Annotated in this window: 26 protein-coding genes; 18 read left to right on the top strand and 8 right to left on the bottom strand. The window is 69.3% G+C overall.

The features are described from left to right. The first annotated feature begins 1 nt into the window (after position 1). The 12 genes from rpmD (at position 2) to truA (ending at position 8,701) form a co-directional block, all read left to right on the top strand. The gene (gene rpmD, locus ACZ4N4_RS20520) at positions 2–184 is read left to right on the top strand and encodes a 50S ribosomal protein L30 (protein WP_003974250.1); all 183 of its coding nucleotides are present in this window, start codon (positions 2–4) and stop codon (positions 182–184) included. 2 nt (positions 185–186) lie between these two features. Then, complete coding sequence (gene rplO, locus ACZ4N4_RS20525) at positions 187–642, top strand: 50S ribosomal protein L15 (protein ID WP_007443991.1); 456 nt, start codon at positions 187–189, stop codon at positions 640–642. Between the two features lie 646 nt (positions 643–1,288). Further along, positions 1,289–2,602, top strand: a complete 1,314-nt coding sequence (gene secY / locus ACZ4N4_RS20530) for a preprotein translocase subunit SecY (protein ID WP_450754184.1) — start codon at positions 1,289–1,291, stop codon at positions 2,600–2,602. Continuing rightward, positions 2,602–3,267 (top strand): adenylate kinase, encoded by a 666-nt coding sequence (locus tag ACZ4N4_RS20535; RefSeq protein WP_453574726.1) that lies wholly within the window; start codon positions 2,602–2,604, stop codon positions 3,265–3,267. Before secY ends, ACZ4N4_RS20535 begins: the two co-directional genes overlap by 1 nt. Before the next feature lie 105 nt (positions 3,268–3,372). Then, complete coding sequence (map, locus tag ACZ4N4_RS20540; protein ID WP_453574728.1) at positions 3,373–4,209, top strand: type I methionyl aminopeptidase; 837 nt, start codon at positions 3,373–3,375, stop codon at positions 4,207–4,209. Positions 4,210–4,432: 223 nt separating this feature from the next. Next, the gene (gene infA, locus ACZ4N4_RS20545; protein WP_003948620.1) at positions 4,433–4,654 is read left to right on the top strand and encodes a translation initiation factor IF-1; all 222 of its coding nucleotides are present in this window, start codon (positions 4,433–4,435) and stop codon (positions 4,652–4,654) included. 61 nt (positions 4,655–4,715) lie between these two features. Next, positions 4,716–4,829 (top strand): 50S ribosomal protein L36, encoded by a 114-nt coding sequence (rpmJ, locus tag ACZ4N4_RS20550; protein ID WP_003998809.1) that lies wholly within the window; start codon positions 4,716–4,718, stop codon positions 4,827–4,829. Positions 4,830–5,037: 208 nt separating this feature from the next. Continuing rightward, a complete protein-coding gene (gene rpsM, locus ACZ4N4_RS20555) occupies positions 5,038–5,418 on the top strand; it encodes a 30S ribosomal protein S13 (protein WP_020941684.1) in 381 nt (126 codons plus the stop codon). 70 nt (positions 5,419–5,488) lie between these two features. Then, a complete protein-coding gene (gene rpsK / locus ACZ4N4_RS20560) occupies positions 5,489–5,893 on the top strand; it encodes a 30S ribosomal protein S11 (RefSeq protein ID WP_003956432.1) in 405 nt (134 codons plus the stop codon). A 124-nt stretch (positions 5,894–6,017) separates the two neighbouring features. Then, positions 6,018–7,040, top strand: coding sequence for a DNA-directed RNA polymerase subunit alpha (locus tag ACZ4N4_RS20565; RefSeq protein ID WP_003966937.1), 1,023 nt, complete (start codon positions 6,018–6,020; stop codon positions 7,038–7,040). Positions 7,041–7,217: 177 nt separating this feature from the next. Then, complete coding sequence (gene rplQ, locus ACZ4N4_RS20570) at positions 7,218–7,727, top strand: 50S ribosomal protein L17 (protein WP_453574730.1); 510 nt, start codon at positions 7,218–7,220, stop codon at positions 7,725–7,727. A gap of 128 nt (positions 7,728–7,855) precedes the next feature. Then, on the top strand, positions 7,856–8,701 hold the full coding sequence (truA, locus tag ACZ4N4_RS20575; protein ID WP_467590691.1) for a tRNA pseudouridine(38-40) synthase TruA: 846 nt from the start codon (positions 7,856–7,858) through the stop codon (positions 8,699–8,701). A 13-nt stretch (positions 8,702–8,714) separates the two neighbouring features. Here the strand turns inward: truA and ACZ4N4_RS20580 are convergent, their stop codons facing one another. The 6 genes from ACZ4N4_RS20580 to ACZ4N4_RS20605 all read right to left on the bottom strand — a co-directional run bounded on the left by ACZ4N4_RS20580 (position 8,715) and on the right by ACZ4N4_RS20605 (position 17,325). Next, positions 8,715–10,796: an acyltransferase family protein gene (locus ACZ4N4_RS20580; protein WP_467590694.1), complete on the bottom strand. Its 2,082-nt coding sequence runs from the start codon at positions 10,794–10,796 to the stop codon at positions 8,715–8,717. 35 nt (positions 10,797–10,831) lie between these two features. Then, positions 10,832–11,929 (bottom strand): mannose-1-phosphate guanylyltransferase, encoded by a 1,098-nt coding sequence (manB, locus tag ACZ4N4_RS20585; RefSeq protein WP_467590697.1) that lies wholly within the window; start codon positions 11,927–11,929, stop codon positions 10,832–10,834. Positions 11,930–11,944: 15 nt separating this feature from the next. Beyond that, entirely contained in the window at positions 11,945–13,174 is a 1,230-nt protein-coding gene (locus tag ACZ4N4_RS20590) for a glycoside hydrolase family 113 (RefSeq protein ID WP_467590700.1), read from the bottom strand. 21 nt (positions 13,175–13,195) lie between these two features. Continuing rightward, on the bottom strand, positions 13,196–14,647 hold the full coding sequence (locus ACZ4N4_RS20595; protein WP_453574740.1) for a glycosyltransferase family 2 protein: 1,452 nt from the start codon (positions 14,645–14,647) through the stop codon (positions 13,196–13,198). A gap of 259 nt (positions 14,648–14,906) precedes the next feature. Then, positions 14,907–16,292 carry a glycoside hydrolase family 26 protein gene (locus ACZ4N4_RS20600; protein ID WP_467590703.1) on the bottom strand — a complete coding sequence of 462 codons (1,386 nt, stop codon included), beginning with the start codon at positions 16,290–16,292 and terminating at the stop codon, positions 14,907–14,909. A gap of 154 nt (positions 16,293–16,446) precedes the next feature. Next, entirely contained in the window at positions 16,447–17,325 is an 879-nt protein-coding gene (locus ACZ4N4_RS20605; RefSeq protein ID WP_453574744.1) for a hypothetical protein, read from the bottom strand. A gap of 333 nt (positions 17,326–17,658) precedes the next feature. Here ACZ4N4_RS20605 and rplM point away from each other — a divergent pair, with 333 nt between their 5' ends. The 3 genes from rplM (at position 17,659) to glmM (ending at position 20,253) form a co-directional block, all read left to right on the top strand. Continuing rightward, positions 17,659–18,102, top strand: coding sequence for a 50S ribosomal protein L13 (gene rplM / locus ACZ4N4_RS20610; RefSeq protein ID WP_046730621.1), 444 nt, complete (start codon positions 17,659–17,661; stop codon positions 18,100–18,102). A gap of 42 nt (positions 18,103–18,144) precedes the next feature. Continuing rightward, positions 18,145–18,666: a 30S ribosomal protein S9 gene (gene rpsI, locus ACZ4N4_RS20615; RefSeq protein WP_351714120.1), complete on the top strand. Its 522-nt coding sequence runs from the start codon at positions 18,145–18,147 to the stop codon at positions 18,664–18,666. A 228-nt stretch (positions 18,667–18,894) separates the two neighbouring features. Then, on the top strand, positions 18,895–20,253 hold the full coding sequence (glmM, locus tag ACZ4N4_RS20620) for a phosphoglucosamine mutase (protein ID WP_450754208.1): 1,359 nt from the start codon (positions 18,895–18,897) through the stop codon (positions 20,251–20,253). A gap of 112 nt (positions 20,254–20,365) precedes the next feature. Here the strand turns inward: glmM and ACZ4N4_RS20625 are convergent, their stop codons facing one another. Further along, positions 20,366–21,295, bottom strand: coding sequence for a DUF389 domain-containing protein (locus ACZ4N4_RS20625; RefSeq protein ID WP_467590708.1), 930 nt, complete (start codon positions 21,293–21,295; stop codon positions 20,366–20,368). Positions 21,296–21,332: 37 nt separating this feature from the next. Continuing rightward, positions 21,333–22,301, bottom strand: a complete 969-nt coding sequence (gene coaA, locus ACZ4N4_RS20630; protein ID WP_453569182.1) for a type I pantothenate kinase — start codon at positions 22,299–22,301, stop codon at positions 21,333–21,335. 526 nt (positions 22,302–22,827) lie between these two features. On the opposite strand from coaA, the gene glmS reads away from it, so the two are divergent. The 3 genes from glmS to ACZ4N4_RS20645 are packed head-to-tail and all read left to right on the top strand — an operon-like array spanning position 22,828 to position 26,606. Next, a complete protein-coding gene (gene glmS, locus ACZ4N4_RS20635; protein WP_453569181.1) occupies positions 22,828–24,675 on the top strand; it encodes a glutamine--fructose-6-phosphate transaminase (isomerizing) in 1,848 nt (615 codons plus the stop codon). A 53-nt stretch (positions 24,676–24,728) separates the two neighbouring features. After that, on the top strand, positions 24,729–25,100 hold the full coding sequence (locus ACZ4N4_RS20640; RefSeq protein ID WP_453569179.1) for a holo-ACP synthase: 372 nt from the start codon (positions 24,729–24,731) through the stop codon (positions 25,098–25,100). Between the two features lie 54 nt (positions 25,101–25,154). After that, on the top strand, positions 25,155–26,606 hold the full coding sequence (locus ACZ4N4_RS20645) for an NAD(P)H-hydrate dehydratase (RefSeq protein ID WP_467590712.1): 1,452 nt from the start codon (positions 25,155–25,157) through the stop codon (positions 26,604–26,606). The last annotated feature ends 110 nt before the right edge of the window (positions 26,607–26,716 follow it).

A 26,716-nucleotide genomic window follows, 5' to 3' on the forward strand; every position in this document is an offset into this window, starting at 1 on the left:
CATGGCGCAGCTCAAGATTACGCAGGTCAAGTCCTACATCGGCAGCAAGCAGAACCACCGTGACACCCTGCGTTCCCTTGGTCTCAAGGGCATCAACACGCAGGTCGTCAAGGAGGACCGCCCCGAGTTCCGCGGCATGGTGCACACCGTCCGCCACCTCGTGACGGTCGAGGAGGTCGACTGATCATGGCGGAGAACAACCCGCTCAAGATCCACAACCTCCGTCCCGCCCCGGGCGCCAAGACCGCCAAGACCCGTGTGGGTCGTGGTGAGGCGTCGAAGGGTAAGACGGCTGGTCGTGGTACCAAGGGTACGAAGGCCCGTTACCAGGTTCCGGAGCGCTTCGAGGGTGGCCAGATGCCCCTCCACATGCGTCTTCCGAAGCTGAAGGGCTTCAAGAACCCGTTCAAGACCGAGTTCCAGGTCGTGAACCTCGACAAGCTGGCCGCGCTGTACCCGGAGGGTGGCGAGGTCACCGTCGAGGGGCTCGTCGCCAAGGGTGCCGTTCGCAAGAACAGCCTCGTCAAGGTGCTCGGCCAGGGTGAGGTCTCCGTGGCGCTCCAGGTGACGGTCGACGCCGTCTCCGGCTCCGCCAAGGAGAAGATCACCGCCGCCGGCGGCACCGTCACCGAGCTCGTCTGAGCCCGGTAGACACCTGACCCAGGTCAGCGAAAACGGCCGGGGACGGCCCTCGCAAGAGGGCGTCCCCGGCCGTTCTCATTTCTTCACGGCGCCAGGGGCTTTTTTTCACGGCCCTACGGGCGTTCCGTGCTTTCCGCCGCCACTGTTTCCCGCCACACGGGTGACGGTCACGACCTGTTCGCCGAAATCCGTGCCGGAATGGCGGCGGTGGCCGAGAGCACGCAGGCGCGGTGGGGACGCCGCGCACGGGCGGCTGGGCCGTGGGACGCCCGGGACGTCGTCCAGCCCGGGATCCGGGTCGGGGACGGCGATAGACGCCGTGTGACCCCCCGCCTCACCAGCAGTGCGGCCCCCTGCTGCACGACAGGAGGTGTCGCGGACCGACGCGGACGTCGGCCGGCCGGCCGCGGCGGACTCGGCGGCCGAACTCGGACTGCGGGGGCCGGAAGCGGCCCGACGGCGCACGTGTTCGAGACATTGCTCCGGAAGAGCCATGCGGAACGGTGTCCCGCAGGGACCTCTCTATGGGTAGGCTGGGCCGCTGGTATCCAGCGCCGTCTTGGCATGCCGTAATCTCGTTCCACAGGCCATCAAACCCTTAGTCATCCACCTCACGCGCGCACACGCGGGGGTCGCAGGAGGCACCGTGCTCACCGCGTTCGCCCGGGCGTTCAGGACGCCCGACCTGCGCAAGAAACTGCTCTTCACGCTGGCCATCATCGTGGTCTACCGGGTCGGCACCCATATCCCGATCCCCGGCGTCAACTACAAAGCCGTTCAGACGTGTGTGAACGAGGCCTCCGGCAACCAGGGCCTGTTCGGTCTCGTCAACATGTTCAGCGGTGGTGCGCTGCTCCAGATCACGATCTTCGCGCTCGGCATCATGCCGTACATCACCGCCAGCATCATTCTGCAGCTGCTGACCGTGGTCATCCCGCGCCTGGAAGCCCTGAAGAAGGAGGGCCAGGCGGGCACGACGAAGATCACGCAGTACACCCGTTACCTGACGGTGGCACTGGCCATCCTGCAGGGCACCGGCCTGGTCGCCACCGCCCGCAGCGGCGCGCTCTTCAACGGCTGCACGGTCGCCTCCAGCATCGTGCCGGACCAGGCGATCTTCACCACCATCACGATGGTGATCTGCATGACCGCCGGTACGGCCGTCGTCATGTGGCTCGGTGAGCTGATCACCGACCGTGGCATCGGCAACGGCATGTCGATCCTGATGTTCATCTCGATCGCCGCGACCTTCCCGTCCGCGCTGTGGGCCATCAAGAAGCAGGGCACCCTGGCCGGCGGCTGGATCGAGTTCGGCAGCGTCATCGCGGTCGGCCTGGTCATGGTCGCCCTGGTGGTCTTCGTCGAGCAGGCTCAGCGCCGGATCCCGGTCCAGTACGCGAAGCGCATGATCGGCCGCCGGTCCTACGGCGGTACGTCGACGTACATCCCGCTCAAGGTGAACCAGGCCGGTGTGATCCCGGTCATCTTCGCCTCGTCGCTGCTCTACATCCCGGCACTCGTGGCGCAGTTCGCCGGCGGCAACTCGGGCTGGAAGCAGTGGATCAGCACGAACCTCACCAAGGGCGACCACCCGGTTTACATCGTTTCGTACTTCTTGCTCATCGTTTTCTTCGCGTTCTTCTACGTCGCTATCTCCTTCAACCCCGAAGAAGTAGCCGACAACATGAAGAAGTATGGTGGCTTCATCCCGGGCATCCGGGCTGGCCGACCGACCGCTGAGTACCTCTCGTACGTGCTCAACCGGATCACCTGGCCGGGTTCGCTGTATCTGGGGCTGATCGCTCTCGTGCCGACGATGGCGTTGGTGGGCTTTGGGGCAAGCAACAACTTCCCGTTCGGTGGTACCAGCATCCTCATCATCGTGGGTGTGGGACTGGAGACGGTGAAGCAGATCGAGAGCCAGCTTCAGCAGCGCAATTACGAAGGGTTCCTCCGCTGATGCGAATCGTCCTCGTCGGGCCGCCTGGTGCCGGTAAGGGAACGCAAGCCGTTCGCCTCGCCGAGAAGCTGAAGATCCCGCACATCTCCACGGGCGACCTGTTCCGGGCCAACATCAGCCAGCAGACGGATCTCGGGAAACTCGCGAAGTCCTACATGGACGCCGGCAACCTCGTCCCGGACGAGGTCACCATCGCCATGGCCAAGGACCGCATGGAGCAGCCGGACGCGACCCGCGGTTTCCTGCTGGACGGGTTCCCGCGCAACGTCTCGCAGGCCGAGGCTCTCGACGAGCTGCTGAAGAGCGAGGGCATCAAGCTCGACGCCGTACTCGACCTGGAGGTCTCCGAGGACGAGGTCGTCAAGCGGATCGCGGGCCGCCGCATCTGCCGCAACGACTCCGCCCACGTCTTCCACGTCACGTACACCCCGCCGAAGGTCGAGGGTGTCTGTGACATCTGCGGCGGCGAGCTCTACCAGCGCGACGACGACTCCGAGGACACCGTCCGTACGCGGCTGGAGGTCTACCACACGCAGACCGAGCCCATCATCGACTACTACAAGTCGCAGGGCCTGGTCCGTACGATCTCCTCGCTGGGCCCGGTGGACGAGGTCACCCGGCGGGCGCTGGAAGCGCTCGGGTGGGACGAGGACGAGAAGAAGTAGTTCTGCGGCGGTTTCGGCCGCGGCGCCCCCTCGGGTGCCGCGGCCGTACTGTTGTACAGGTATCCGGTTGACGTTGACGCGAGTGACGGAGAGCGCAGGCCCCCCATGGTGCAGATCAAGACCCCCGAGCAGATCGCCAAGATGCGGGCGGCGGGCCTGGTCGTAGCCGCGATCCACGCGGCCACCCGCGAAGTGGCGGTCCCCGGTGCCAGCACCAAGGACCTGGACGAGGTGGCCCGCAAGGTCCTCGCCGAGCACGGCGCCAGGTCGAACTTCCTCGGGTACGGCGGCTTCCCGGCCACCATCTGCACGTCCGTCAACGACGTGGTCGTCCACGGCATCCCCGCCGACGACGTCGTCCTCAAGGACGGCGACATCATCTCCATCGACTGCGGTGCGATCGTCGACGGCTGGCACGGTGACGCGGCCTACACGGCCTTCGTGGGCTCCGGTCACGCTCCGGAGCTGATCGAACTCTCCCGGGTGACCGAGGAGTCGATGTGGGCCGGCATCGCGGCGATGAAGCAGGGCAGCCGGCTCGTCGACGTCTCCCGGGCGATCGAGACGTACATCCGCCGGCAGCCGAAGCCCGGCGGCGGACGGTACGGGATCATCGAGGACTACGGCGGCCACGGTATCGGCACCGAGATGCACATGGACCCGCACCTGCTGAACTACGTCGACCGGCGGCGAGGGAAGGGGCCGAAGCTGGTCCCTGGGTTCTGCCTGGCCATCGAGCCGATGGTGTCGCTGGGGACGCCGCGGACCGAGGTGCTGGAGGACGACTGGACGGTCATCACGACCGACGGGACCTGGTCCTCGCACTGGGAGCACAGCGTTGCGCTGACCGAAGAGGGTCCCCTGGTGCTGACGTCTCCCGACGGGGGCAGGGCGAAGCTGGCGGAGCACGGGATCACGGCTGCGCCGGATCCCCTGGGCTGAGCACTTTTTCGACACCGCGGGCCGTGGGGGTCGCTCGCGCAGTTCCCCGCGCCCCTTCGGGTCGCGCTTAACGATCTGTCTTCTGGGGCAGGATCTCTCGATTCGTCTTTCGGGGTGCGCTGACGTAGACTGACTCGTCGGCTCTCGTGCACCCGCATGTCCGCATGCGCCCGAAAGGGAAAGTGCGGGAGTCGATCAAGGTAGTCGATTCGAAGGGCGAAGCGTGGCCAAGAAGCAAGGTGCCATCGAGATCGAGGGCACTGTCGTCGAGTCTCTTCCGAACGCGATGTTCAAGGTCGAGCTCCAGAACGGCCACCAGGTCCTGGCACACATCAGCGGCAAGATGCGTATGCACTACATCCGCATCCTCCCTGACGACCGGGTCGTGGTGGAGCTGTCTCCGTACGACCTGACGCGTGGCCGGATCGTCTACCGATACAAGTAGATCTTGCCCAGGTCCCGTGTGAGCGGGGCTGCCGGCAACTGACCCGGAGAACCTCAATCCCATGAAGGTCAAGCCGAGCGTCAAGAAGATCTGCGACAAGTGCAGGGTGATCCGCCGTCACGGTCGGGTCATGGTCATTTGCGAGAACCCGCGCCACAAGCAGCGCCAGGGCTGACGCACGACCGATCCCTCTGCACCCATCGCAGAGATTCGCGCGACGCAAGCTGAATTTGTTCATACGCAGGGCCCGAGCCGAACACGGCTCGACACCCCCGGTTCGGAGGCCGGGGACCCAGGTCGTACCTACTCTTTGAAACAGAAGAGGCCGGCGGCTGGGATCCGGTCCTGCGGAAGACCTCCGAAGATCACCAGGAGCCATTGAAGTGGCACGCGTTTCCGGTGTTGACATCCCGCGCGAAAAGCGTGTGGAAGTCGCCCTCACCTATGTGTTCGGCATCGGCCGTACGCTCTCCCAGCTGACGCTGGCCGAGACCGGCATCGACCCGAACACCCGCGTCCGTGACCTGACTGAAGAGCAGCTGGTCGCGATTCGTGAGTACGTCGACAACAACATCAAGACCGAGGGTGACCTCCGTCGCGAGATCCAGGCCGACATCCGCCGCAAGGTCGAGATCGGCTGCTACCAGGGTCTGCGTCACCGCCGCGGTCTGCCCGTCCGCGGTCAGCGCACCAGCACCAACGCCCGCACCCGCAAGGGCCCGCGTCGCGCCATCGCCGGCAAGAAGAAGCCGGGCAAGAAGTAGTCCTCAGCGGACAACGCTTCATCAGCGGTCTTCGCTGTAGGACCGACCACCTCCCCGTAGGAGTTACTAGATGCCCCCCAAGGGTCGTCAGGGCGCTGCCAAGAAGGTGCGCCGCAAGGAAAAGAAGAACGTCGCTCACGGCCACGCGCACATCAAGAGCACGTTCAACAACACGATCGTCTCCATCACGGACCCGTCCGGCAACGTGATCTCCTGGGCCTCCGCCGGCCACGTCGGCTTCAAGGGCTCCCGGAAGTCCACGCCGTTCGCCGCGCAGATGGCCGCCGAGTCGGCTGCCCGCCGCGCCCAGGAGCACGGCATGCGCAAGGTCGACGTGTTCGTGAAGGGCCCGGGTTCCGGTCGTGAGACCGCGATCCGTTCCCTGCAGGCCACGGGCCTCGAGGTCGGCTCCATCCAGGACGTCACCCCGACCCCGCACAACGGCTGCCGTCCGCCGAAGCGCCGCCGCGTCTGACGCGACGCCTTCGGGCCTGAGGTTTCCGGGCGGTACGGCTCCGTAAAAGGGCCGTATCGCCCGTACCCTTGCAGTACCAGTAGGGCGTCAAATAGCGGGCGCCCGCAACTGAAGGATCCACAACATGCTGATCGCTCAGCGTCCCTCGTTGACCGAAGAGGTCGTCGACGAGTTCCGCTCCCGGTTCGTGATCGAGCCGCTGGAGCCGGGCTTCGGCTACACCCTCGGCAACTCCCTGCGTCGCACCCTCCTGTCGTCGATCCCCGGCGCTGCTGTCACCAGCATCCGCATCGACGGTGTCCTGCACGAGTTCACCACCGTGCCGGGCGTCAAGGAGGACGTCACCGACCTGATCCTCAACATCAAGCAGCTGGTCGTCTCCTCGGAGCACGACGAGCCGGTCGTGATGTACCTGCGCAAGCAGGGCCCGGGTCTGGTCACCGCCGCCGACATCGCGCCCCCGGCCGGCGTCGAGGTGCACAACCCCGACCTGGTCCTCGCCACGCTCAACGGCAAGGGCAAGCTGGAGATGGAGCTGACGGTCGAGCGTGGCCGCGGTTACGTCTCCGCCGTGCAGAACAAGCAGGTGGGCCAGGAGATCGGCCGTATCCCGGTCGACTCCATCTACTCGCCGGTGCTCAAGGTCACGTACAAGGTCGAGGCGACCCGTGTCGAGCAGCGCACCGACTTCGACAAGCTGATCGTCGACGTCGAGACGAAGCAGGCCATGCGGCCGCGTGACGCCATGGCGTCGGCCGGAAAGACCCTGGTCGAGCTGTTCGGTCTCGCCCGCGAGCTGAACATCGACGCCGAGGGCATCGACATGGGCCCGTCCCCGACGGACGCCGCCCTCGCCGCCGACCTGGCGCTGCCGATCGAGGAGCTGGAGCTCACGGTCCGCTCCTACAACTGCCTCAAGCGTGAGGGCATCCACTCCGTGGGTGAGCTCGTGGCGCGCTCCGAGGCCGACCTCCTGGACATCCGCAACTTCGGTGCGAAGTCCATCGACGAGGTCAAGGCGAAGCTGGCCGGCATGGGCCTGGCCCTCAAGGACAGCCCGCCCGGATTCGACCCGACCGCCGCCGCCGACGCCTTCGGTGCCGACGACGACGCGGACGCGGGCTTCGTGGAGACCGAGCAGTACTAAGAGCTCGGGCCGCGGTCCGTACTCGGGTGCGGGTGCGCTGTGCTTGATCGCGCAGTTCCCCGCGCCCCCTCCGGGACGCCCCTTCGGGGACGCCCCGGATCTCCGACGGGCGACCGCCCGCTCGGATACTGACTCCGGTACCTGATACGGCCGGAGCAGACACACAGGAGAAGAACCATGCCGAAGCCCACCAAGGGTGCCCGTCTGGGCGGCAGCGCCGCGCACGAGAAGCTGCTCCTCGCGAACCTCGCGAAGTCGCTGTTCGAGCACGGCCGTATCACCACCACCGAGGCGAAGGCCCGCCGTCTGCGGCCGTACGCCGAGCGTCTGGTCACCAAGGCGAAGAAGGGCGACCTTCACAACCGCCGTCAGGTGCTCCAGGTCATCACGGACAAGAGCATCGTGCACACGCTCTTCACCGAGATCGGCCCGCGGTACGAGAACCGTCCGGGTGGCTACACCCGTATCACCAAGATCGGTAACCGTCGTGGCGACAACGCGCCCATGGCTGTCATCGAGCTGGTCGAGGCGCTGACGGTCGCGCAGCAGGCGACGGGTGAGGCCGAGGCCGCGACGAAGCGTGCCGCCAAGGACGCCGAGGTCAAGCCCGAGGAGACCAAGGTCGAGGAGACCGAGGTCGTCGAGGACGCCAAGTCCGACGAGGGCGAGGAGTCGAAGGAGGCGTAAGGCCGTCCTTTGGCTGCGGCGCCTCAGTGGCTGGTCGCGCAGTTCCCCGCGCCCCTATCGGGGCGCCTCAGTGGGCCCGTTCCTTTCGAGGGGCGGGCCCGCTTCTGTGTTCCTGAGAGGATCTCCGTGTGAGTGACGAAGTTCAGCCCGGCTATGTCCGCGTCCGTCTCGACCTGTCCTACGACGGCTCCCACTTCCACGGCTGGGCGAAGCAGGCCGGGGGGAAACGGACCGTGCAGGGGGAGATCGAGGAGGCGCTGCGGATCGTCACCCGGTCACAGGAGACGACGTACGACCTGACCGTGGCCGGGCGAACGGACGCCGGGGTGCACGCGCGGGGGCAGGTCGCGCATGTCGATCTGCCGGCCGGGGTGTGGGAGGAGCAGCGCGAGAAGCTGCTGAAGCGGCTCGCGGGGCGGCTGCCGAAGGATGTGCGGGTGTGGGCGCTGGGTGAGGCGCCGACGGGGTTCAACGCGCGGTTCGCGGCGCTGTGGCGACGGTACGTGTACCGGGTCGGGGACCGGCCGGGGGGTGTGGATCCGCTGCTGCGCAATCACGTCCTGTGGCACGACTGGGAGTTGGACGTCGAGGCGATGGACGCCGCGGCCAAGTCCCTTGTGGGGGAGCACGACTTCGCCGCGTACGCGAAGAAGCGGGAGGGGGCGACGACCATTCGCGAGATCCTCGGCTTCGGGGTGAGCCGGCGGGCGGACGGGGTCGTCGAGATCGAGGTCCGGGCCGACGCCTTCTGCCACAACCAGGTGCGGTCCATGGTCGGGGCGTTGTTGTTCGTGGGGGACGGGCACCGGGGCGTGGAGTGGCCGCGGCGCGTTCTTGACGCGGGCGTGCGGGACAGCGCCGTACATGTCGTGCGGCCGCACGGGCTGACGCTGGAGGAGGTCGCGTACCCGGCGGCCGGCCTGCTGCTGGAGAGGCAGCGGGAGGCGCGCCGGGTGCGCGTGCGGTCGATCTGACGGATGCGACGGATCAGCCGGCGAGGACCGTCTTGAACTTCGGCTCCAGGTACGGGGCCAGGGAAAGGGCGTAGCTGCCGCTCATGTGGCTGTAGTCCCAGTAGACGACGTGTCCGCCGATCACGGCCGGGCAGTACCCGTCGGCGCAGAAGGCCGGAATCGTGTCGATGACCTTGAACCCGTACTTCTGGGCCGCCTCCCGTTCCATGAGGCGGAACTCGGCGTGGTCGATCATTTCCGTGGACGGACGGCTGCAGGTGCCGATGTCGGCGGAGTTCTGGGCGAGGCAGTCCGGGACGGAGCGGTTCGGGTACGGCGTGTCCGTGAGGTAGACCAGCTTCGCGCCGGTGGCCTTCAGCCGCTTGAAGGTCTGGTCCGCGCCTTCCTCGGTGGTGGTCCCCTGGACCCGGTTGGCGACGACGAGCACGTCCGGCTTGAGCTGGTCGATCTTGTCGAGGGCCGTCTTCCGCCAGCTGGTGCACTCGCTGTAGTCGCGTCCGAGGTCCTCGCGGGTGATCTGGTACGCCTCCGGGGTGCAGCCGCTCTTGATCACGGTGATGACCTTGACGTGCAGCTTCTTGCCGAGTTCGTTGAACGCGTTCCCCCACTGGTAGGCGTGCGAGTCACCCATGAGCACCATCGTCCGCTTGGCCGTGGTGTCGCCGATGACGCACTCGTCGCGCAGGGTGTAGCCGGTGATGAGCAGGTCGTCGATGCAGCCGTGGTCGCCGCGGTCGTGGGGGGCCTTGAGCAGGGCGGACTCGCTGATCCGGGGATGGTCGCGCTCCTTCACGGCCTGTTCGACGGAGGCGATGCCCTGGTAGCCGTTGGCGGCGGCGCCGGAGGCGGTCTGGACCGACAGGTTGAGCGGCACCCGTACGGCGAGGGTCGTGGCGGCGGCCGCGGTGCCGGTCAGGGTCAGGCCGATGAGGATGCCGCGCCACGGGATCTGCACGAGCTTGGCGTTGGCCTTCAGTCGCCGTTCGATCAGATAGTGCGTGGCGATGGCCAGCACGAAGGAGCCCGCAGCGACCCGGAAGCGGTCGGAGTAGGTGAACTCGCGGGTGACGATCTCGGGCCAGAGGATCAGCATCGGCCAGTGCCAGAGGTACCAGCCGTAGCTGACGTTGCCCACGAAGTCGGTCACGGGGTTGAACAGGACCCGCTCGACGCCGTGGCGGGGCGCCGCGCAGCCGCCCGCGATGACCAGGGCGGCGCCCAGCACCGGGCCGCCCACGGCGTATCCGGGCAGCGGGGTCTTCTCCGTGATGAGGAGGGCGGTGACCAGGGTGGTGCCGAGTCCGGCCCAGGTGAGGAACGCCGCCAGGCCCTGGTTCATGCGGGACAGGAGCCGGGCGTTGAGGGCGACGAAGACGCCGAGGGCGAGTTCCCACACGCGGGTCTGGGTGCCGAAGTAGGCGAGCGGCTGGTTGGTGTGGGTCTGCGTGACCGACAGATAGAGCGAGCCGCCGATCACGGTGGCCAGGAAGAGCCCGATGAAGAAGCGGCTGCGGAAGACGACCCGGCTGAACCAGGCGACGACGACGAGCGCGAGCGGCGCGACGACGTAGAACTGCTCCTCGATGCCCAGCGACCAGAAGTGCTGGTACGGCGACTGGCTGCCGTCGTTGGCGAAGTAGTCGGTGCCGTTCTCGGCGAGGCGCCAGTTGATGAAGCTCAGCGAAGCCGCGAAGCCGTCCGACATGTAGTCGCGGAAACGGAACGGGCTGGCGTAGATCCAGGCCACGACGGCCGTCACGACGATGACGAGGGAGGCGCCCGGCGCGAGCCGCCGGAACCGGCGGGCCCAGAACTTGCCGAGCGACACCTTGCCGGTCTTGTCGATCTCCGCGAGCAGCTGGCTGCCGATGAGGAAGCCGCTGAGCGTGAAGCTGACGTCGACGCCGCCGTGGATGCCGAGGATGCCCGTGTGCATCAGGACGACCATCGTGATCGCCACGGCACGCAGACCCTGCAGGTCGGGGCGGTACTTCCGCAGCCGGTCTTCCCTCGGGGCGCCGTGGAGGCGCTGGTCCGGCCGGTGCGCGGGCGGCTCCGTCGGGTCGCCTACCGGGGTGGCTTGATGGGTGGTCACGTCTCTCCAGTAACTGTCCGGTCGAGCCGGGGAATTCAGTGGGCCGTCGGGCAGGCGGCAGCCGTACCGCTGACGCGCACCCCCTGGGCGGGAATGCGGATGCCGCAGGACAGCCGCAACTGGGCGGGCAGCTCGTTCTCGGCGCCGACGTGGGAGTGGCAGCCCACCACGGCCTCGCGAAGAATCGATTCGCTGCCGATGGAGGCGTCGTGGTCCACCACGGACTCATGGATCCGGGCGCCCTCGGCCACGGTGACGCGCTCGCCGACGATGGAGCGGTCGACGACCACGTGCGGGCCGATGACGGCGTACGGGCCGACGGTCGAGCCGCCGGTGACGCGGGCGGTCGGGTCGACGGTGGCCGTGGGGTGGACCAGGGCCTCGGCGGGCGGGCCCACCAGCGGCGAGGTCGCCCGGCCGGTGACCAGGTCGGCGGAGCCGTGCACGAAGGCCAGCGGGGTGCCGAGGTCACGCCAGTAGTCGGTGGTGGTGTGGCCGAAGACGCGGCCGCCCCGGGCGACGAGCTCCGGGAAGGTCTCCTGCTCGACCGAGACCTCGCGGTCGGCGGGGATGGCGTCGAGGACCGATCGGCGGAAGACGTAGCAACCGGCGTTGATCTGGTCGGTGACGCACTCCTCGGCCGTCTTCGGCTTCTCCAGGAAGGAGAGCACCCGGCCGCTCCCGTCGGTGGGGACGAGGCCGAAGGCGCGCGGATCGGCGACCCGGGTGAGGTGCAGGGTGACGTCCGCCTCCCGGGCCTCGTGCCGGTCCAGGATCGCGCGCAGGTCCACGCCGGAGAGGATGTCGCCGTTGAGGACGAGCACCGGGGCGTCGGACGGACCGCGCAGCAGGCGGCCGGCGTTGCGGATGGCGCCGCCGGTGCCGAGCGGCACCCCCTCGACGGCGTAGGAGATCTCCAGGTCCCGGGAGAAGCCCCGGAACTCGTCCTCGAAGAGGTTGGCGAGATACGAGGTGGCGAACACCAGGTGCTCGACCCCGGCCTCCATCAGCTTGGCCACCTGGTGGCGGATGAAGGAGGAGCCCGCGACGCCGAGAAGCGGCTTCGGGGTGTGGTTGGTCAGTGGGCGCAGGCGGGTTCCCTTGCCGCCCACCAGAATGATGGCTTCTTGCATGATTGCCTCGCTCGGTCAGCTAGCGGTGTCAGTCCCGGGGCCCGCGTAGTCGGAGGTGAAACAGGACTTGATCGCCTTCTCGGAGAGGGGGCGACCGGCGAAGTCGAGCCGGGAGGCAACCTTGTCGTCGGGCTTGTCGTTGGGGTTGTCGTCGAAGTAGATCGACCACCAGTAGACGCCGCTCATCTTCCGTTCCTGGACCACCCGGCAGACGGCGGTGTACCAGTTGGCCTGCACCCGGAGGTTGACGGCGCGCTTGGTGTAGAAGTTGCCGGGGGAGTGGTAGGCGCCGTTCATGGCGCCGATGCCGGCCTCGGCGACGGTGATCTTCGGCAGGGTGCCGGTGGCCTTCTTGTCCAGCCAGTGGTCCCAGCCGTTGACGAGGGTGTCCACCGGGGCGTCGTCGTCGACCTTGACGGGGAAGTACGCGTCGATGCCGAGGTGGCTGACGGGCATGGAGATCGGGCCGCTGACGTAGTTGTCCCAGTTCGCGTCGTACGCGACCTCACCGGTGAACTCCTTCTCGGCCCTGTCCACGAGCGCGTTCCAGCGCTCGTCGCCCTCCATGGAGTTCAGCTCGGTGCCGATGACGAAGGTCGCCGCCTTCTCGCCCTGGGCCGCCTTCAGGTAGGGCGTCAGGAACTTCTCGTACGAGGCGAACCAGGCGTCACGGCTGGAGGGCGCGATGTTCCCGCGCCAGTTGCCGTCCGCGATGTCGAGCGATGTCTCGTCCATGAGCGGCCGTACGGTCGTGCGCAGTCCGGCCTCGTGGAAGATCGCCAGTACCCGGGCGAGCCGCTCGGGGGTGGGGGTCTTGGTGCCGCCGACGATCTTCGTCGAGGACTTGGTCCCGGTGAAGAACGGGAAGGAGACGCTGACGGCGTTGGCGTGCAGGCCGACCAGGTAGTTCGCCTGGACCCGGGCCTGCTTCTCCACGTAGTCGAGGGCGTGCTCGGGGTTGTCCTCCCAGTAGAGCTGGACGCCCCACTGCGGCATGCCCTTCTTCCACTCCTTGTCGACCTTGGCGATTTCGGTGTTCCCCGGAGCGGCCGCGGTGCCGGTGCCGGTGCCGGACTTGGACCCGGCCGGGTGGGTGGGCTCGCTGCCGTCGAGCACCAGGTGGGGCATGAGGGATCCGGACGACCACTGCAGGGGGTGGTCGCCGATCACGAAGGGTGCCGCGACCACGAGGGAGATGACGGTGACGGGGAGCACGGCGAGCATGGGCAGGCGTGCGCGCTTCATGGGTGTGAGGTCTCTTCCGGATCAGGCGGGCTTGGCGATGACGACGAACTTGTTCTCCTCGCGGCGGAGGAACTTCCAGAGGCCCTTGATGCCCCCGATTCCTTCGATGAGGGAGAAGTAGGGCAGCAGCAGGAGGACCGCCACGGGCTCCCACCACCTGCGCCGGCCGCTGAGGGAGGCGATCGCGTTGAGCCGCAGCCCTTCCCAGTACGCCCAGATCACGTACGCGAAGCTGATCGACCACAGAATGACCACGGACTGGGTCACGGGCGAGGTGTTCATGTCGCCGATGAACCAGGCGACGAAGATGATCGTGCCGACGTGCTGAAGAGGCCCGAGGATCCAGCTCGTCACGCAGATGGTCAGGAACCAGCGGTAGCGCAGCGGGACCCTGCGGTTGAAGCAGAGGGCGACCAGGCCCCAGGCCCAGCGCTCACGCTGCTTGATGAAGTCCTTGGCGTTGGCCGGTGAGGCGCCGTAGCAGCGGCCGTTGAACCAGTCGCTGCGACCCGGGTAGAGACGGCAGAAGGTCAGGGCGAGCCGGGCGTCCTCGACGATCTCCTTGGGGCCGAAGTCCCAGCCGATCTCGGCCTCGATGGAGGCCCGGATGACGAGCAGCTCACCGTGCACACCGGCGGCCGGGGTGCCGAGGCCGGTGAAGGCCCGGAAGCGCGCGATGTCGTCGGCGGGGCGGATGGCGTCGGCGAACCAGGTGAGCAGGCTCACCGCGTTCTCGCGCGGGTAGGTCAGGATGCCCTGCGCCATGTGCTTGACCTCTTCGGGGGTCGCACGGCGCTGGCGGTTGATGAACTGGGCGAGGGAAGCCGAGGTGTCGGGACCGACACCGGTGTCGTCGTCCATGTGCAGCACCCAGACGTGGTCGAGCGCCTCGCGCTCCTCGATGCGCAGCTCGTGGGCGTAGTTGTTGGCACGGGCCTTGAAACGGGTGCCGTTCTCGGTCTCGTACGCCTTGGGGACGGTGACCACGCGGATCAGCGGACTGACCGCGGCCAGCTCGTCGATCCGCTGGCCGGCCTCGCAGCCCTCCTCGGTGAGCACGTCCACGCGCATGTACGGGAACCACTCCGGGAGGTGCTCCACGTAGGAGAGGACGGAGCGCTCCAGGGCCGGGTAGGTGTCGTGCCGTCCGATGGTGGGGACGAGGACGATCAGGAAGTCCTGGTCCACCTGGGCCGGCGGGGTCATCAGGTGCGACTTGCGGAGCCGGCGGCGGATGAGGAAGAACCCCTGGACTGACACGAGTACACCGGGAACCGGGAGCGCCCAGCAGATGGTGATGAGCCACGCCAGCGGCGAGTGGCTGGGTGTGTACGACCACAGGCTGAACAGGGTCAGGAAGACCAGCGGGATCAGGAACGGCAGGATGCCCGGTTTCCAGGCAGCGGTGCGCTTCGCCAGTTTCGTGGTGTGCCGCGACTGCGGCGCACCACCGTCGACCGTTGTCGATGCCATGACGGCTGTGGAACTCCCCGTGAGAGCGGTGGCGCGCGGAGGCATCGACGGACCTGGGCCGCGGCAGGGCGGAGCACGCCATGACCGCTGTGCTGTTCCGGGAATCGATCCCCCCGCGCCTTCTTGAAGGCGCCTCGGTCAGCCGCCTCTCAGATGCCCCCCCGGGCGCCCGAACCACTGACCGAACAGAACAGCGATCCTTGCATGTATGTGCGGTACATGGGAATGCGGGTGTGGAAATTGTGTTCAGACGTTAACCTCAGTGACTTTTGTGCAGCGTCTCCCAGTCCACATCCCAAACGCGGACGGGGCGTCCACCGGTGATCACTCTCGGTGAGGCGTAGGTCCGCTTCACATCGGCCGTGGCGTTCTTCCCGCGGGGCGCGGCGAGATTGTCGTACGACAGCGCCTGGCCCCACACCGTCCACATCACCCACGGCGTCCGGGTGAGGGTCTCGGGCTGGGCCGCGTTCAGCGGGACGTAGAAGGACTCGGCGACGACGCGCGGCCTGCGGTACTCCTCCAGGCCGCGGTACCAGACCTCGGTCCAGGCCCCGCCGGCCGGTGTGGCCGGGGTGTCGCTGTAGGCGTCCACGCCGACGACGTCGACATAGCGGCCGCCCGGGTAGTAGGCCCCGGGGTGCCGGCCGTAGGTACCGTCCCAGGAACTCGGGGACCAGACGAAGATCAGGTTGTGCAGGCCGCGCCGGTGCACCAGGTGGTCGTGGGCGATCCGCCACAGCGTCCGGAAGGCGGCGGGATCCTGCCCCGCCCACCAGAAGCCGTGGCCCGGCCGGGTGTTCATCTCGTGGAACGGGCGCAGCAGCACCGGCACCCCCTGGTCGGCGAGATAGCCGAGGTGGTCCGCGAGAAAGTCGAGATCGTGCAGCAGGGCCCGGTGCTCGGCGCTGCCCGCCGTGACCACCCGGCCGAACCAGCCGCTGTCCCGCGCGCCGGGGGAGTTGCGCAGCAGGGTCTGCGCGAACCCCTTGACCGCGCTGCCCGGATAGGGCTGGTGGAAGGAGAAGCCGACCAGGCCCGCGGGGCCGCCGCCGTTGTGCGGCAGGGAGACCTCGGTGCCGGAGGCGCACTCCTGGTGCGTGCCGGAGGGCCGGTAGGAGCCGTCGGTGGCCCGGGGCAGGCCCGACCACACGCCGACCGCGAGGTCCACGGCGTCCTCGGTGTACCCCCAGAAGCGCCGGCAGGCCGGCCAGGCCCGGGAGTAGGAGCGTGCCGTGCCCACCGCCCAGCCCGGCTGTCCGTAACCGGGCCCGAGGTCCAGCTCCACGAAACCGGGCAGCCGTCCGGTGATGTCCCGGGCCTTGCGGTAGTAGTAGCCCGGCTGTTTGGTCCCCCGGTAGTCGCCGTACCCCGCGTTGTAGCGCTCGTTCTGCAGCTCCACGTGCTGCCCGATGACGGTACGGCTCGCACGGCCGCGGCGGGCGTCGTTCTCCAGGCCGGCCAGCAGCGCGTAGACCCGGCGTGCCGCGGGCGTCGCCTCGGGGTCGCGGTCCCGCAGATCGGTGGGGACGAGCCGCGGGGCCCGCGCACCGTCCGCGTCGTCCCGCCAGACCCGCCACAGCGCCAGCGGCCCCAGCAGCCCGGCGGCCGCACCCGCCCCGATGAGCCCGACCCGTCCCCGCATGCGCATGACCCTCGCCCGCCCCCGTTCCCGCCCCGACCGAACCGGAGGCCATTGTGCCGCCGGTCAGGGCCCGGGCGGGCGCGACGGTGAGCCGGGCGACGGTCGCTCAGATCACCGGTCGGGCCCTGGAGCTCTCACGCGCTCCGGGGATACGTCACCGGTTCGCGGCCGCGGACGCCTGGGCCTCGCCCCGCCTGCGGATCTGCCGGAAGGTGAACTCGGCCAGGTCGTCACCGGTCTGGAAGACCTTGGTGTCCTTGGTGGTGACGTCCTTGCCGTTGAGGAATCCGGCGGTGGTGAAGTAGGTGTACCGGCCGTAGGAGTTGGTCGTCGTACGGCAGACGCCGGAGGCGCAGAAGGCCTTCGCCCCGGAACCGGCCAGCGCGGTGACGAAGCCCTTCTTGTCGGCCTCGGTCTTGGCCTTGGCCGCCTGCGCGTCGGTGTCGAAGACCGCCACGCCGACCGTGACCGCGACGCCGTCCTTGAAGTAGGTGACGCGCAGCAGCCGGGTGCAGTCGTTCTTGGTGAGGACGTTCGGCAGGGTGCCCTTGGCGGCCGTGGCGCACTTCTTGGTGTCGGCCGTGGCGCCCTTCTTGTACACCGTCTCGCCCATGGTCAGCTGGGTGCCCGGGAAGAGGGTCTCGGCGCTGAGCGGCGCCGTGTCCTTCTTCGCGCTGGATATGAAGTCCTCGGGATCCAGCGGCGGCGGCGCACTGGTCGGCGCGAAGGACGGCGCCGGGTCCACCGACTCGCTCGGCAGCGAGGCGCTCGCGGGCAGGTTGCTGGGCGTGCCGGAGGCGTTGTTGTCGCCGTTCGCGGACACCACGGCCATGGCGACGGCGGTGCCGATCGCCAGTGTGGCGACCACGCCACCGCCGATGAACAGCACTCTGCGCCGCTTGTTGCGCGTCTCCGAGGCCTCGGCGAGCGCGGCCCAGTCCGGAGTCTGGTCGGCGCCGCCGCTCCAGGGCTGCTGTGACTGCGGTTTCCAGGGATCCCACTGGGACTGGGGTCCCCCCTGCCCATAGCTCATGGGGCGCATCTTAGACGGGGGTCGAGGGGTGCCGGTGCGACAGTACGAAGGGTGATAGTGGACCTTTGGGGCACGGTGGAGCATCCCGGCGCTGGCGCGCGCCTCCGATGTCTGCGCGAGCTCGTTTTGACCCGTCCGGGGGCGCCCCGGTACGCTGACTCTTCGTTGTGTATTGGCTTGCTCATTCTCACGGGACGGGCCCTTACACCGGTCCACCGGGCCGATGACCAGCAACCCCACGTACGCGGTATGCGTCGCCGCAGTGGCTCAGGCTGTCGTGATCGTTTCGGTGACCTGTTCAGGACCATTCACTCGAAGCGAAGGCTACGAACCGTGCGTACGTACAGCCCCAAGCCCGGCGATGTGACGCGCCAGTGGCACGTCATCGACGCTCAGGACATCGTCCTGGGTCGTCTCGCCACCACCGCCGCGTCCCTTCTGCGGGGCAAGCACAAGCCGATCTACGCCCCTCACGTCGACACCGGTGACTTCGTCATCATCATCAACGCCGACAAGGTGCACCTGTCCGGCAACAAGCGGACCCAGAAGATGGCGTACCGCCACTCCGGCTACCCGGGTGGTCTGCGCTCCGTCCGCTACGACGAGCTGCTGGACAAGAACCCCGAGAAGGCCATCGAGAAGGCCGTCAAGGGCATGCTCCCCAAGAACACGCTGGGCCGTCAGATGCTCTCGAAGCTGAAGGTCTACAAGGGTGACGTGCACCCGCACGCTGCGCAGCAGCCGGTGCCGTTCGAGATCACCCAGGTCGCGCAGTAAGTCCGGCCACCCCCTAAGACTGAAGAGAATCTGAGGAGAATCGTGGCCGAGACCACTGTTGAGCAGCCGGTCGAAGAGACTGAGCTCGTCGACATCGACAGCTACACCACCGAGTCGGACGTCCCCGTCGAGGGCGAGTACACCTCCGAGTCCCTCGCCTCCCGCTTCGGCGACCCGCAGCCGGCCGCCGGCCTGGGCCGTCGCAAGAACGCCATCGCCCGCGTCCGGATCGTCCCGGGCACCGGCAAGTGGAAGATCAACGGTCGCACCCTTGAGGACTACTTCCCCAACAAGGTGCACCAGCAGGAAGTCAACGAGCCCTTCAAGGTGCTGGAGCTCGAGGGCCGCTACGACGTGGTCGCCCGCATCGCCGGTGGCGGTGTCTCCGGTCAGGCCGGTGCGCTCCGTCTCGGTGTCGCCCGCGCGCTGAACGAGGCCGACGTCGACAACAACCGCGGCCCGCTCAAGAAGGCCGGCTTCCTCAAGCGCGACGACCGTGCGGTCGAGCGTAAGAAGGCCGGTCTGAAGAAGGCCCGCAAGGCTCCGCAGTACAGCAAGCGTTAATCGCCCGCTGCCTGCTCGTACGCACGTACGGGCCTGGCCCGCGCATCCGGGTTCTGGCTCGGCGCGTACTCCGAACGCCCCGGCGGCACGCCACATGTGCCGTCGGGGCGTTCGTTTCTCCCGGTCAAGGGCGTATAACGACACAAGACGCTCAAAGGCTGGTGTGATCGCATGACTAAGCGCCTGCCATCATTTCCTGGCAGCAAGGACGCTTCTTCAGGAGGACAAGTGGGACGACTCTTCGGCACGGACGGCGTGCGCGGCGTCGCCAACGCGGACCTGACCGCCGAGATGGCGCTCGGGCTGTCGGTCGCGGCGGCGCACGTGCTGGCCGAGGTGGGCACGTTCGAGGGCCACCGGCCGAAGGCGGTCGTCGGACGGGATCCACGCGCGTCCGGGGAGTTCCTGGAGGCGGCCGTGGTCGCGGGCCTGGCCAGCGCCGGGGTGGACGTGCTGAAGGTCGGTGTCCTCCCGACGCCCGCCGTGGCCCACCTGACCGGCGCACTCGGCGCCGACCTCGGTGTCATGCTCTCCGCGAGCCACAACGCCATGCCCGACAACGGCATCAAGTTCTTCGCCCGCGGCGGCCACAAGCTCGCCGACGAGCTGGAGGACCGGATCGAGGCGGTCTACGAGTCCCACCGGCACGGCGAGCCCTGGGAGCGGCCCACCGGCTCGGGAGTCGGCCGGGTCCGGTCCTACGACGAGGGCTCCGAGCAGTACGTCGCCCACCTGCTGTCGGTCCTCCCGAACCGGCTCGACGGGCTGAAGGTCGTCCTGGACGAGGCGCACGGCGCGGCCGCGGGGGTCTCGCCGGAAGCGTTCCGCCGGGCCGGCGCGGAGATCGTCACGATCGGCGCGGAGCCGGACGGGCTCAACATCAACGACGGCTGCGGCTCCACGCACCTCGGCAAGCTGAAGGCCGCGGTCGTCGAGCACGGGGCCGCGTTCGGTATCGCCCACGACGGCGACGCGGACCGGTGCCTCGCGGTCGACCACACCGGCGAGGAGGTCGACGGCGACCAGATCCTGGCGGTGCTGGCGCTGGCCATGCGCGAACGGGGCGTGCTGCGCGCCGACACCGTCGTCGCCACCGTCATGTCCAACCTCGGCTTCAAGCTGGCGCTGGAGCGGGAGGGGCTGCACCTCGTCCAGACCGCGGTCGGCGACCGGTACGTCCTGGAGGAGATGAAGGAGCACGGGTACGCCCTCGGCGGCGAGCAGTCCGGGCACGTCATCATCCTCGACCACGCGACGACCGGTGACGGCACGCTGACCGGGCTGCTGCTGGCCGCGCGGGTCGCGCAGACCGGGCGGTCGCTGCGGGAGCTGGCGGGCGTGATGGAACGGCTGCCCCAGGTGCTGATCAACGTGCCGGACGTCGACAAGTCCCGGGTGAAGACCTCCGGGGACCTGGCGGCGGCGGTCGCGGAGGCGGAGCGGGAGCTGGGGGAGACGGGGCGCGTGCTGCTGCGTCCCTCGGGGACCGAGCCGCTGGTGCGGGTGATGGTCGAGGCTGCGGACATCGAGCAGGCCCGGTCAGTGGCGGGGCGGCTGGCCGACGCGGTGAAGTCCGCGCTGGGGTAGGTTGCCCCGCCGGGTCCGGGGTGGGTGGCGGGGAGTGTGCGCTGCGGGCTGCGGGTCGTCCGTGGCTGGGCGCGCCCACGCGGCGGAGCCGTAAATGTCCCCGCCCCGCGCCCTAGGCCTGCTGACGCTGCTGCTTCCAGAGGTACTTCTGGGCGATGAGCGTCGCCGTTCCCGCCAGCACGATGCCCAGCAGGTTCAGCAGCAGCTGTTCCGCCGAGCCCCAGGCCTGGCGGTACTCGGTGAAGGCGAAGGCCACCGCCGCGTTCGCGGCCGCCGGGACCGTTGTCACCGAGATCGCCACGCCCACCAGGGCGCCCGACTTCGCCGAGGTCAGGGAGAGTATGCCGGCGATGCCGGCCAGGACCGCCACGACGAACGAGAACGCGTCGGGGCGGTAGATGAAGTTGGTGTTCGGGCGCTCCGCCGCCAGCTGCACCCTGGTGAAGAGGTTCAGTCCGTCCATGAGATAGGTGAAGCCGACGGTCCCCAGCATCGCCACGGCGAAGCCGACGAGCAGTGCGGTGAGGGAGCGCAGGGCCAGCCGGGGGCGGCGCCGCACCACCGCCGTGCAGATGCCGGCCAGCGGGCCGAACTCCGGTCCCACCGCCATCGCCCCGACGATCAGGATCGCGTTGTCCAGAACGACACCGCAGGCCGCGATCATCGTGGCCAGGGTGATGAAGGCGACGTAGGTGACCGACAGCGTGGACTCCTCGTGGGTCGCCTCCGTCAGCCCCTCCCAGAGCACCGCGTCCGCGGCCTCGCCCGGTGCCTCCGCCTCGGCCCGGTCGGCCCGGTGCGACAGGCTCAGGTCGATGTCCTCGACGGCGATCGAGCCGGTGCGGTCGAGGTCCAGCGCCCTGAGCGCGCCGATGAGTTCGTCGCCCGCCTCCCGGGCGACGTCGCACATCACGACGTCCCCGGCGGGGTTGCGGGCGGCGCCCGGCAGAACCACGAGGTGGGTGGTGCCGACCGTTGTGTCGATCAGCCGGACCACGGCGTCCGTGCGGTCCGCCGGGGTGATCAGGCGCAGATGCAGCATGGCGCCTTTCTAACAGGCGTTCCCGGCGGGCGGGGTCTCAGAGCTTGCGCAGCCTCAGTCGCTGCACCTTGTGGTCCGGGCCCTTGCGGACGACCAGGGTGGCGCGGCCGCGGGTCGGGGCGATGTTCTCGACCAGGTTGGGCTTGTTGATGGTGCGCCACAGCCCGCGGGCGTAGTCGACCGCCTCCTCCTCGGAGACCTGGGTGTACTTCCGGAAGTACGAGTCCGGGTTCTGGAAGGCGGTCGCGCGCAGCTTGCGGAAGCGGTTGAGGTACCAGCGCTCGATGTCCTCGGCGCTCGCGTCGACGTACACGCTGAAGTCGAAGTAGTCGGCGAGGCCGACCCGGGTGCGGCCGTCCTTGCCGGGGAGGGCGGGCTGGAGGACGTTGAGTCCTTCGACGATCAGGATGTCCGGGCGCCGGACGGTGAGCTTGCGGTCCGGGACGATGTCGTAGATGAGGTGGGAGTAGACGGGGGCGGTGACCTCGTCCTTGCCGGCCTTGATGTCGGCGACGAAGCGGGTCAGGGCCCGGCGGTCGTACGACTCGGGGAAGCCCTTGCGGGCCATCAGGCCGCGGGCTTCGAGCTCCTCGGTAGGCAGCAGGAAGCCGTCCGTCGTCACCAGCTCGACGCGCGGGTGCTCGGGCCAGCGGGAGAGCAGGGCCTGCAGGAGGCGGGCGACGGTCGACTTCCCGACGGCCACCGAGCCCGCCACGCCTATGACGAACGGGGTGCCGGCCTGGGAGCCCTGCTCGCCGAGGAAGGTGTTCAGGGCGCCTCTGAGCCGGTCGGTGGCCCCGACGTACAGATTCAGCAGCCGGGACAGCGGGAGATAGATGTCCCGCACCTCGTCGAGGTCGATGACGTCGCCGAGGCCACGCAGCTTCTCGACCTCCTCGGCGGTGAGCGGCAACGGCGTCTTGTCGCGCAGCGCGCTCCACTCGGAACGGGTGAGATCGACATAGGGAGTCGCCTCCGGCCTGTGCCGGTGGGCGCTCCGGGGCATCGGGGAGACCGGAGAGATCACATTCCATTGTTAACGGAGTTTGAACGGGGTGGGGGGTGGGGTGGGTCACGTGCGGCTCTGATCATGTGACCTCGGCATGGGCGAGGTGGGTGTCACAGACCCGGCACCGGAAGAGGTAGGCGGTCGGCTGGCCGTCCTTGTCGAGCGAATCCAGCAGGCCGTCGCCTTGACCGGCCGGCCACTGCCGGCGGAGCTGCTCGACCGCACTCGGATACGCCTTGAGTCGGCTCGCCCCGCGCCTCCGATGAAGTTCTCGCCGACCGTCACGCGTTGGCCGACCGAGTGGTTCAGGCATGGATGGCGTGAAGTCGCGCACGGGCGAGGGCGCCGAGGTGGGTGCGTCGAGGGGGGATGATTGGGGATCCTGTGGTGTTCCCGTGTCGGTGATGTGCGGATGGTCGGTATCGGTGGTGTGAGGTCGGCCGGATGCGAACCCCGGTGTAATTTCCGATTTCGGGCACGCTGAGCCGTGTTCGGGTGGTGGTCGGCACTTAGGCTGCCGCTCATGTGCGGAATCGTGGGATACGTGGGGGCGCAGTCGGCGCTCGATGTGGTGGTCGCCGGGCTGAAGCGGCTGGAGTACCGCGGGTACGACTCCGCGGGCGTCGCCGTACTCGCCGACGGCGGGCTGGCCTCGGCGAAGAAGGCCGGGAAGCTGGTCAACCTGGAGAAGGAGCTGACGGAGCGGCCGCTGCCGGCCGGTGCCACCGGGATCGGGCACACCCGCTGGGCCACGCACGGCGGGCCGACGGACGCCAACGCGCATCCGCATCTCGACAACGCGGGCCGGGTCGCCGTCGTCCACAACGGGATCATCGAGAACTTCGCCGCGCTGCGCGCCGAGTTGGCGGAGCGCGGGCACGACCTGGCCTCCGAGACGGACACCGAGGTGGTCGCGCACCTGCTGGCGGAGGAGTTCTCCGTGACCGCCGATCTCGCGGAGGCGATGCGGCTGGTGTGCCGGCGTCTGGAGGGCGCGTTCACGCTGGTCGCGGTGCACGCCGACGACCCGGACGTGGTCGTGGGCGCACGCCGGAACTCCCCGCTGGTGGTGGGCGTTGGAGAGGGCGAGGCCTTTCTCGCGTCGGACGTCGCCGCGTTCATCGCCCACACGCGGGCGGCGATCGAGCTGGGCCAGGACCAGGTGGTGGAGCTGCGCCGGGACGGCGTGACGGTGACGGGCTTCGACGGCGCCCCGGCGGACGTCCGCTCGTACCACGTCGACTGGGACGCGTCGGCAGCGGAAAAGGGGGGTTATGACTACTTCATGCTCAAGGAGATCGCCGAGCAGCCCAAGGCGGTCGCCGACACCCTCCTGGGCCGCATCGACGCCAACGGCTCGCTGACCCTGGACGAGGTCCGGATCGGCGCGGCCGAACTGCGCGAGGTGGACAAGGTCGTCATCGTCGCCTGCGGTACGGCCTTCCACGCCGGCCTGATCGCCAAGTACGCGATCGAGCACTGGACCCGGATCCCCTGCGAGGTGGAGCTGGCCAGCGAGTTCCGGTACCGGGACCCGATCCTGGACTCGCGGAGCCTGGTGATCGCCATCTCCCAGTCCGGCGAGACCATGGACACCCTGATGGCGCTGCGGCACGCCAGGGAGCAGGGCTCAAAGGTCCTGGCGATCTGCAACACCAACGGCTCGACGATCCCGCGCGAGTCGGACGCCGTGCTGTACACCCACGCCGGTCCGGAGGTGGCGGTCGCCTCGACCAAGGCGTTCCTCACCCAGTTGGTGGCCTGCTACCTGGTCGCCCTCTACCTCGGCCAGGTACGAGGCACCAAGTGGGGCGACGAGGTCAGCGCCGTGATCCGGGACCTGTCGCACATCTCCGGCGAGGTCGAGCGGGTCCTGGAGACCATGGAGCCGGTCCGGGCGCTCGCGCGCTCCCTCGCCGACAAGAAGACGGTGCTGTTCCTGGGCCGGCATGTCGGCTACCCGGTCGCCCTCGAAGGCGCCCTGAAGCTCAAGGAACTGGCGTACATGCACGCCGAGGGCTTCGCGGCGGGCGAGCTGAAACACGGCCCGATCGCGCTGATCGAGGAGGACCTGCCGGTGGTGGTCGTCGTGCCGTCGCCGCGTGGCCGGTCCGTCCTGTACGACAAGATCGTCTCCAACATCCAGGAGATCCGGGCCCGGGGTGCGCGCACCATCGTGATCGCGGAGGAGGGGGACGAGGCGGTGGTCCCCTACGCCGACCACCTGATCCGCATCCCGGCCACCCCCACCCTGCTCCAGCCCCTCGTCGCCACGGTCCCCCTCCAGGTCTTCGCCTGCGAACTGGCCACGGCCCGCGGCAACGAGGTCGACCAGCCCCGCAACCTGGCGAAGTCGGTGACGGTGGAGTGAGGCGAGGCGGCCGGGCGGCCCTGCGGCGGCCCGGCGGCTCGTAGAGTGCCCGGGTGAGCATCATCGGGGTAGGCATCGACGTCGCCGAGATCGACCGGTTCCGGGAGTCGCTGGAGCGGACTCCCGGGCTGGCCGGGCGGCTGTTCGTGGAGCGGGAGTTGTTCCTTTCGAGCGGCGAACGGCGCGGTATCGCCTCGCTCGCGGCCCGGTTCGCGGCCAAGGAGGCGCTGGCCAAGGCGCTGGGCGCACCGCCCGGACTGCTCTGGACGGACGCGGAGGTGGTCGTGGAGGACAGCGGGCGGCCGCTCCTGCACGTGAAGGGGAGCGTGGCCGCGTGTGCGGCGGAACTCGGCGTGCGGTCCTGGCATGTGTCGCTCAGCCATGACGCCGGGGTGGCGTCGGCGGTGGTGATCGCGGAGGGGTGACCCGGACGCGGCGGGCGGATGCGTCCCCCGGCGGTTCCGGGGGAGACTCGGGGCATGCGGACTGCTTACAGCGTGGAGACGGTACGGGCGGCCGAGCGGGAGTTGATGGCGCGGCTGCCGGAAGGGGCGCTGATGCAGCGGGCCGCCGCGGGGCTGGCCGCCGCCTGCGCCGAGTTGCTCGGACGGGTGTACGGCAGCCGGGTGGTGCTGCTGGTCGGCAGCGGTGACAACGGCGGCGACGCACTGTACGCCGGGGCGCGGCTGGCGCGGAGAGGCGCGGGGGTCGCGGCCGTACTGCTGGCGCCGGAGCGCACCCACGCGGGTGGCCTGGCGGCGCTGCGCCGGGCCGGCGGCAGGGCCGTACTCGCCGGTGCCGCCGAGGAGTTGATCCTGCGGTCCGATCTCGTCGTGGACGGGATCGTGGGGATCGGCGGGTCGGGCGGGCTGCGGCCCGAGGCGGCCGCGCTGGTCGCCGTGGTGGAGCGGTCGCGGGCCGCCGTCGTCGCCGTGGACCTGCCCAGCGGGGTGGAGGCGGACAGCGGTGAGGTGCGGGGAGCGGCCGTACGGGCGGACCTGACCGTCACCTTCGGGACGCACAAGCCGGGGTTGCTGATCGACCCGGCGCGGGAGTACGCCGGTTCCGTGCGGCTGGTCGACATCGGGCTCGAACTGCCCGAGGAGGCCGAGCTGGAGGCGTTGCAGGACGTGGACGTGGCGCGGCTGCTGCCGATGCCGGGGGCGGAGAGCGACAAGTACCGGCGTGGGGTGGTGGGGATCGCGGCCGGCTCGGCCCGTTATCCCGGGGCCGCGGTGCTCGCCGTCGCGGGGGCGTCGGGGGGCGGGGCCGGGGCCGTGCGGTACGTCGGGCCCGCCGCGGACGAGGTGCTGGCGCGCTTTCCCGAGACGCTGGTGTCGGAGGGAGGGCCGCGCAAGGCCGGGCGGGTGCAGGCGTGGGTGGCCGGCCCGGGAATCGGGGACCATGCCGAGGTCGTCGCCGAGGTGCTGGAGGCGGACGTGCCGGTGCTGGTGGACGCGGACGGGCTGCGGCTCGCCGACCGGGACGCGGTGCGGGCTCGTACGGCGCCGACGCTGATGACGCCGCATGCCGGGGAGGCGGCGGCGCTGTTGGGGGTACGGCGGGAGGAGGTCGAGGCCGGCCGGCTCGCGGCGGTGCGGGAGCTGGCGGCGGCGTATCGGGCGACGGTGCTGCTGAAGGGGGCGACGACGCTGGTGGCGGCGGCGGGCGGGGCGGCGGCCGTGCGGGTCAACGCGACGGGGACGCCGTGGCTGGCCACCGCGGGGAGTGGGGACGTGCTGTCGGGGCTGGCGGGGTCGCTGCTGGCGTCCGGTCTTGACGGGCGGGACGCGGGGAGTGTGGCGGCGTATCTGCACGGGCTCGCGGGGCGGTTCGCGGCGGAGGGGGCGCCGACGGTCGCCCTTGCGGTGGCTGCGGAGTTGCCGTCGGCCTGGCGGGGGGTTTACCCACCCGCCCACCCGACTCGGTAGGAGAGAACCGCACCGTCACGGAGCTCCGCCCCGGTCCCGCCAGGTGGGTGGTCCGGGTGCGGGTGGGTGGGGGCTGAGCGCGCAGTTCCCCGCGCCCCTGAGGGGGCGCA

The sequence above is a fragment of the Streptomyces sp. NPDC026538 genome, from assembly GCF_055567535.1.